The sequence below is a fragment of the Candidatus Neomarinimicrobiota bacterium genome (assembly GCA_034716895.1).
Classification (GTDB): domain Bacteria; phylum Fidelibacterota; class UBA8477; order UBA8477; family JABMPR01; genus JABMPR01.
In genome coordinates, this window is sequence record JAYEKW010000239.1 from 2,122 (window position 1) to 7,239 (window position 5,118).

4 protein-coding genes are annotated in these 5,118 nt (G+C 44.4%); 1 reads left to right on the forward strand and 3 read right to left on the reverse strand.

The annotated features are described in order from the left end of the window. The 3 genes from U9Q77_13195 to U9Q77_13205 all read right to left on the reverse strand — a co-directional run. A partial coding sequence (locus U9Q77_13195; protein ID MEA3288311.1) for an ATP-binding cassette domain-containing protein occupies positions 1–238 on the reverse strand: 238 nt, incomplete at its 3' end. Positions 239–472: 234 nt separating this feature from the next. Beyond that, a complete protein-coding gene (locus U9Q77_13200; GenBank protein ID MEA3288312.1) occupies positions 473–2,701 on the reverse strand; it encodes a family 10 glycosylhydrolase in 2,229 nt (742 codons plus the stop codon). Continuing rightward, positions 2,604–3,047 carry a family 10 glycosylhydrolase gene (locus U9Q77_13205; protein MEA3288313.1) on the reverse strand — a complete coding sequence of 148 codons (444 nt, stop codon included), beginning with the start codon at positions 3,045–3,047 and terminating at the stop codon, positions 2,604–2,606. The genes U9Q77_13200 and U9Q77_13205 overlap by 98 nt, the downstream gene beginning before the upstream one ends. Before the next feature lie 223 nt (positions 3,048–3,270). On the opposite strand from U9Q77_13205, the gene U9Q77_13210 reads away from it, so the two are divergent. Then, positions 3,271–4,599 carry a LamG-like jellyroll fold domain-containing protein gene (locus tag U9Q77_13210; protein MEA3288314.1) on the forward strand — a complete coding sequence of 443 codons (1,329 nt, stop codon included), beginning with the start codon at positions 3,271–3,273 and terminating at the stop codon, positions 4,597–4,599. The last annotated feature ends 519 nt before the right edge of the window (positions 4,600–5,118 follow it).

The following is a 5,118-nucleotide window of genomic DNA, read 5'->3' on the forward strand; positions in this document are numbered from 1 at the left end:
GTTTAACGGCACTCATGTTTGACATGACATCCAGATCATTGACCAGCAGTTGGCCTGAAGTAGCCGGAGTGGCACAATAGATCATGCGCATCACAGTGGTTTTTCCGGCTCCGTTGGGGCCCAGAAAGCCATAACAGGTTCCCTGTTCGATCTGAAAATCAACATTATTCACAGCTTTTAAGTCACCATAAACTTTAGTCAATCCCCGGGCTGTGATAATGGGTGTTGGTTTTGCCATGATTCAACTTAATCGAAAATAATTGACACAGAATAGTATTTTGGGGAGGCGTTTGATAAGTGACGAGTAACGGGTGACGAGTGATGAGTGACGAGTGATGAGTATGAATAACGAGTGATAAGGGGGTGAGGGTGGGGAAATTTTTGTGGGGGCTATATTAAAAACTCTGCGTCTCTGTGTCTTTGCTTGCCATGGCGAAGCTTAGTAGAAGCAGGTGAAGGGGGAAACCGGGGGTTATTTCAATAGTAACATGTGTCTGGTTTGGGAAAATGTGCTTGTTTGTAGTCGGTAGATGTAGATACCGCTGGGTAGATTTTTTGCTTCAAAAATGACCTCGTGAAAACCAGCATTCATCTTCTGGTGTATCAAATTTGCCACTTCAATCCCCTGCAGGTTAAAAACTGTGAGGGACACAGATGATTTCTCAGGGATTGAAAAGCCAATATTGGTGGCTGGATTAAAGGGGTTGGGAAAGGCTTTGAAAAGATGGGGTGTTCCCGGCAGAAGCACCTCTTCAGCGTTGATCATTATCTGAATGACAGGATGTTTTTTACAGGTGTTGTTGAACGAAACATCTTCAAGTTGGTAAAAGTAGATTTCTCCAGGACTGACCCGGTTATCAACAAAGGAGTAATCTTTCGCAACGGTTGAGCTTCCCGCTCCAGGGATCAAGCTCTCATTGATCAGTGAGAAGCCTTCTGTCTTTGAATTGGATCGGTAAATATTGAAACCCAGGTTGTCAACTTCGCTTTCTGTGGTCCAGCTGAGGGTCACCGCATCCCGGGCTTGAGTTGCCTTGAATGTGGATAAGCTTACGGGTAACGAACTGTCTCGTTCATACAGCTCCAGATTGTCAAGCCAGACCGTATTGCTGACTGTGGCTCCACGACTACCCTCAATAGCGATGTAACCACTACCGCTGGTGGCCGTTCCGGTCAATGAGACAGATGTGAAATTCGTATAGGTATTGATGGTTTTTGTTACTGGAGTTGCAACCAGACCTTCGATTTTCAAGAACAGATCATGGTCTGCATCCCACCCGCTGGTTTTTACATCAACGGTTAAAATGAATCCTTTGCCGGAAGTAAAGGTAATGGGGCGTTTTATCAGGAATGACCAGCCACCATCACCAAACTCTATTGCACCGGTTCCATCAACTCCAGCTGAGGATGCATGGGAAGCGGTGGTATAGGCATTGCTGCCATTGTGATAACCCCAATTGCTAACATCAGAGTCATCTTCAAAGGTCAAGCTAAGTACGCCGTTTGAAAAATGGACAATGTCACTCTCATTGCCGGCTTGATCCAGTGCTGAAACGGCATAGAGGGCGTTGGATGGAGCAGAAGCATCTGCATAGGTTAGTCCGTAGGCGATAGCCAGAATGTTGGCAGCGTTGGTCTTATCAATGGGTTGAGAAGTATCACGATAGATGACATAGCGATGGGCGCCTGATGTGGGGGCTGACCAGGTCAGGGTATGATCAGATCCACTGGTTGATTCCGAAAGATTTTGAGGATCTGTTGGATCTGTATTATCCAGCCAGGTGAGGGGAGGTGGTAGGGCCAAATCAGTATAGAGCGTATCAGTGAACAGCGTTCTGTAGACATCTGAATGATCGTTGGCATAATTTATGGCATGTTCAGTCCTGAAAGTCACATTGCCCTGACAATTGGATTCTGATCGATTGTCATCGATCTGTTCGTGGACTTCACTGACCGAATGCCATTCAGGTACCCAGGAGCGATACAATAGAGTTCCCCCGGCGTATAAGTGACGATTATTATTATTTGCCTGAGTTGACCACCAATTTAGCAAGGTTGTATAGTCCTGGTTGCCATCATGTGGCCAATAGAGTTGCGGGACTAAGAAATCCACAGATCCATCCACAAGCCATTGTACTGGATCGGCATAGATTACGCTATAGGCATCCATACCAGATGTTCCGGAGGGCGTTCCATTTTTATAGATACCAAATGGGCTGACGCTAAACTTGACATAGGGTTTAGCTGCTTTGATGGCAGTGTTGACGCTATCAATAAAGATGTCGACATTATTTCTGCGCCAATCTGCGCTATTGCTGGAGTAACCGCGTTTATCATTAGCCCAGGCGGATGAGTCTGAGATCGTTGCTTTATTTCCATCACTATCGGGGTAGGGGTAGAAATAATCATCAAAGTGAATACCCTCGATGTTGTAATTGTTAACCACGTCCATCACTACATTTTTCAGGTAGGTACGGACTGCTGAGATACCGGGATCCAGTAGTTTCACATCACCACTTCCACGTTCACCTGAATGGACCTGGAATTGCTGCTCTTCCCAATAGATCGAAAGGGAAAAGCCTTTTGCCAGGCTGGCAGGGTATTCATAGGACCAGCTCCCACTCCGGATTTTCTTCAAGAACGTGGGTGCTATGGTGGCTGCTACTGGCCCAACTGGCTCGAAAGGGGTTGATCCAGGCATGGAGCTCCATCCCATTTTCATGAGCAAAATCGATGGCCTTGGCAAGTGGGTCCCAGCCTGGGGCTGTACCCTCAGTACCAGTCAACGCTGCTGCCCAGGGTTCGTAAGCAGAGTTATACAGAGCATCGGCCAGGGGTCGGACCTGGAAGAAAATGGCGTTATAACCAGTAGCATGGAGAGCATCGATGATTGAGTCTAGGCGGGTTTCCTGTTGGGTCGCTGTTAAACTACTATTGGGCCAATAGTCATAAATGGAGGCGAGCCAGGCACCGCGGAATTCTTGTTTGGGAGAGGCAAGCAGGACTGAAGTGAGCAAAATCAATATAGCCAGCTTTTGTTTGCTCATGATAGGAGCCTCCTGTATTGAGGATAACGGTAACATCATTTCAGAGTGATTTCAATACATTTAGGATATCAATATCAATGAATATTGGTGAAATAATCTAGCTGAATTGAAATTAGAAACTTACAAGTGCAATGAAAACATTATGATGCATGTTTCAGTTCGTAATTAATATGAACAAACACAACTGGCGATAAGCAAAATTATTTTGGGTGAAGGGGTTAAAATGAAAAAATATTTACTTTTAGTTCTGGTGATTTCTGTAGGGTTAACGGGTAGTTTGATGGCGGGGAATACGTATGTTCTAAATCTGCAGGATGAAAATCATTATTTCAAAATAGCTGATAATGCCAATAATGATTTGGATTTGGGATCTAATTTTACAATCGAAGCATGGATTTATATTAATGATGCCACTCATGGCAACGAAAGAATATTCTATTCAGCCAATTGGCAAATGTTTGTAGCGTCAGGGACTGGTTCCAGTGGTGCTAATGCAACAGTCACGGTGAGTGGTAGTGATATTGGAACAATAAGTATGTCAGTTCCCACAGAGGGATGGCATCATGTTTGTGTGAACAGCAATGGTACCTGGGCAAATAATTATCTTGATGGATCTGCAGTAAATAATGCAGGAGCGACAACGATAGGTGATGTCAGTTATTTGAGAGTCGGTTCTTATTCTTCAAACACAACTGATTTTCAAGGTGCTATTGATGAAATAAGAATATCAAATATAACCAGATATGGTCAATATTCATTTTCTGTGAGTGAAACTGATGCCCCTTTTACTAGCGATGCGAATACAATACTGCTTTATCATTTTGATAATAATTCAGAATTCCCTCCTGGGAATAGCTCAAGTAAGGTGTTTACAGCAACTAATTACAATATCGATGCGAGTGATTATTTTGCCTGGGATGATGCCACTTTTTCTGGGACTGATCTCTCCCTTCCCGTCACCCTCTCCTCCTTCTCAGCCAGACCAAGTAGCGCTGGTGTTCAACTGAACTGGATCACCTCCTCAGAGATTGAGAATTTGGGTTTTAATCTTTACCGTAGTGTTGATGGTAATGATATCGAGCTGATCTCCGGCTTCCTGAAAAATAATGAACTTCAGGGACATGGTAACAGTACGGTAGAGGCTGCCTACAGCTATTATGATAGCAAAGTCGATCCAGGACAGACCTATACTTATCTACTGGCCGATGTTGATTATAAAAATGTGGAAACACGTCATACCAAGCTGATGCGCACGGTTACTGTATCAGAAACCGAGCTGGAGCTTCCTGGAAGATTTACCCTGTCTGCCGCTTATCCAAATCCCTTCAATCCTTCATTCACATTACCGCTGACCCTTGATCAGGCCGGTGCTGTGAGAATTGACATGTTCAACCAGCGGGGACAGTTGGTCGAGACCATTACAAACCAGTATTACGCTACGGGCTATCATGAGATTCAGGCGAATGGCTCTCATCTGGCAACCGGTGTCTATCTGATCAGTTGTTCCATCGGGAATGAACGGGTCACCCAAAAAGTTGTGCTCATGAAGTAAAATTGGCATAATAGTTCTTTCCCCGGTTCAAAAACTGGGAAGCTAGCAATGAAATAAAAGCCACTCTGGAATATGGGTGGCTTTTTTTATTTGTGAGTTTGTGAGTTTGTGAGTTTGTGAGTTTGAGTCACAGATCCCTGAGTTCCTGAGCTCCTGAGTTTTTGAGTCACAGGTCCCTGAGTGATTGCGAAGCAATCGTATCGAAGGGAAGTTGATCTATGCTACCTTATTTTCACCTTTCGACTTTCGACTTTCACCTTTCACCTTTCGCCTTTCACCTTTCACCTTTCGCCTTTCGCCTTTCACCTTTCACCTTTCACCTTTCACCTTTCGCCTTTCGCCTTTTGACTTTTGACTTTTGACTTTTGACTTTTGACCTTCGACTTTCGACTTTCGACTTTCGACTTTCGACTTTTAACTTTTGACTTTGGACCAAATAATTCTTGCATCGCGCCAAAAACGTTCTAATGTATCAGTGCAATGAAACAAGACTATTCCCATACTGAACTCGCCCGTATT

Coding starts and splice junctions, on each gene's coding strand:
- U9Q77_13200 (MEA3288312.1), bottom strand. CDS start 2,701: ATGCCTGGATCAACCCCTTTCGAGCCAGTTGGGCCAGTAGCAGCCACC.
- U9Q77_13205 (MEA3288313.1), bottom strand. CDS start 3,047: ATGAGCAAACAAAAGCTGGCTATATTGATTTTGCTCACTTCAGTCCTG.
- U9Q77_13210 (MEA3288314.1), top strand. CDS start 3,271: ATGAAAAAATATTTACTTTTAGTTCTGGTGATTTCTGTAGGGTTAACG.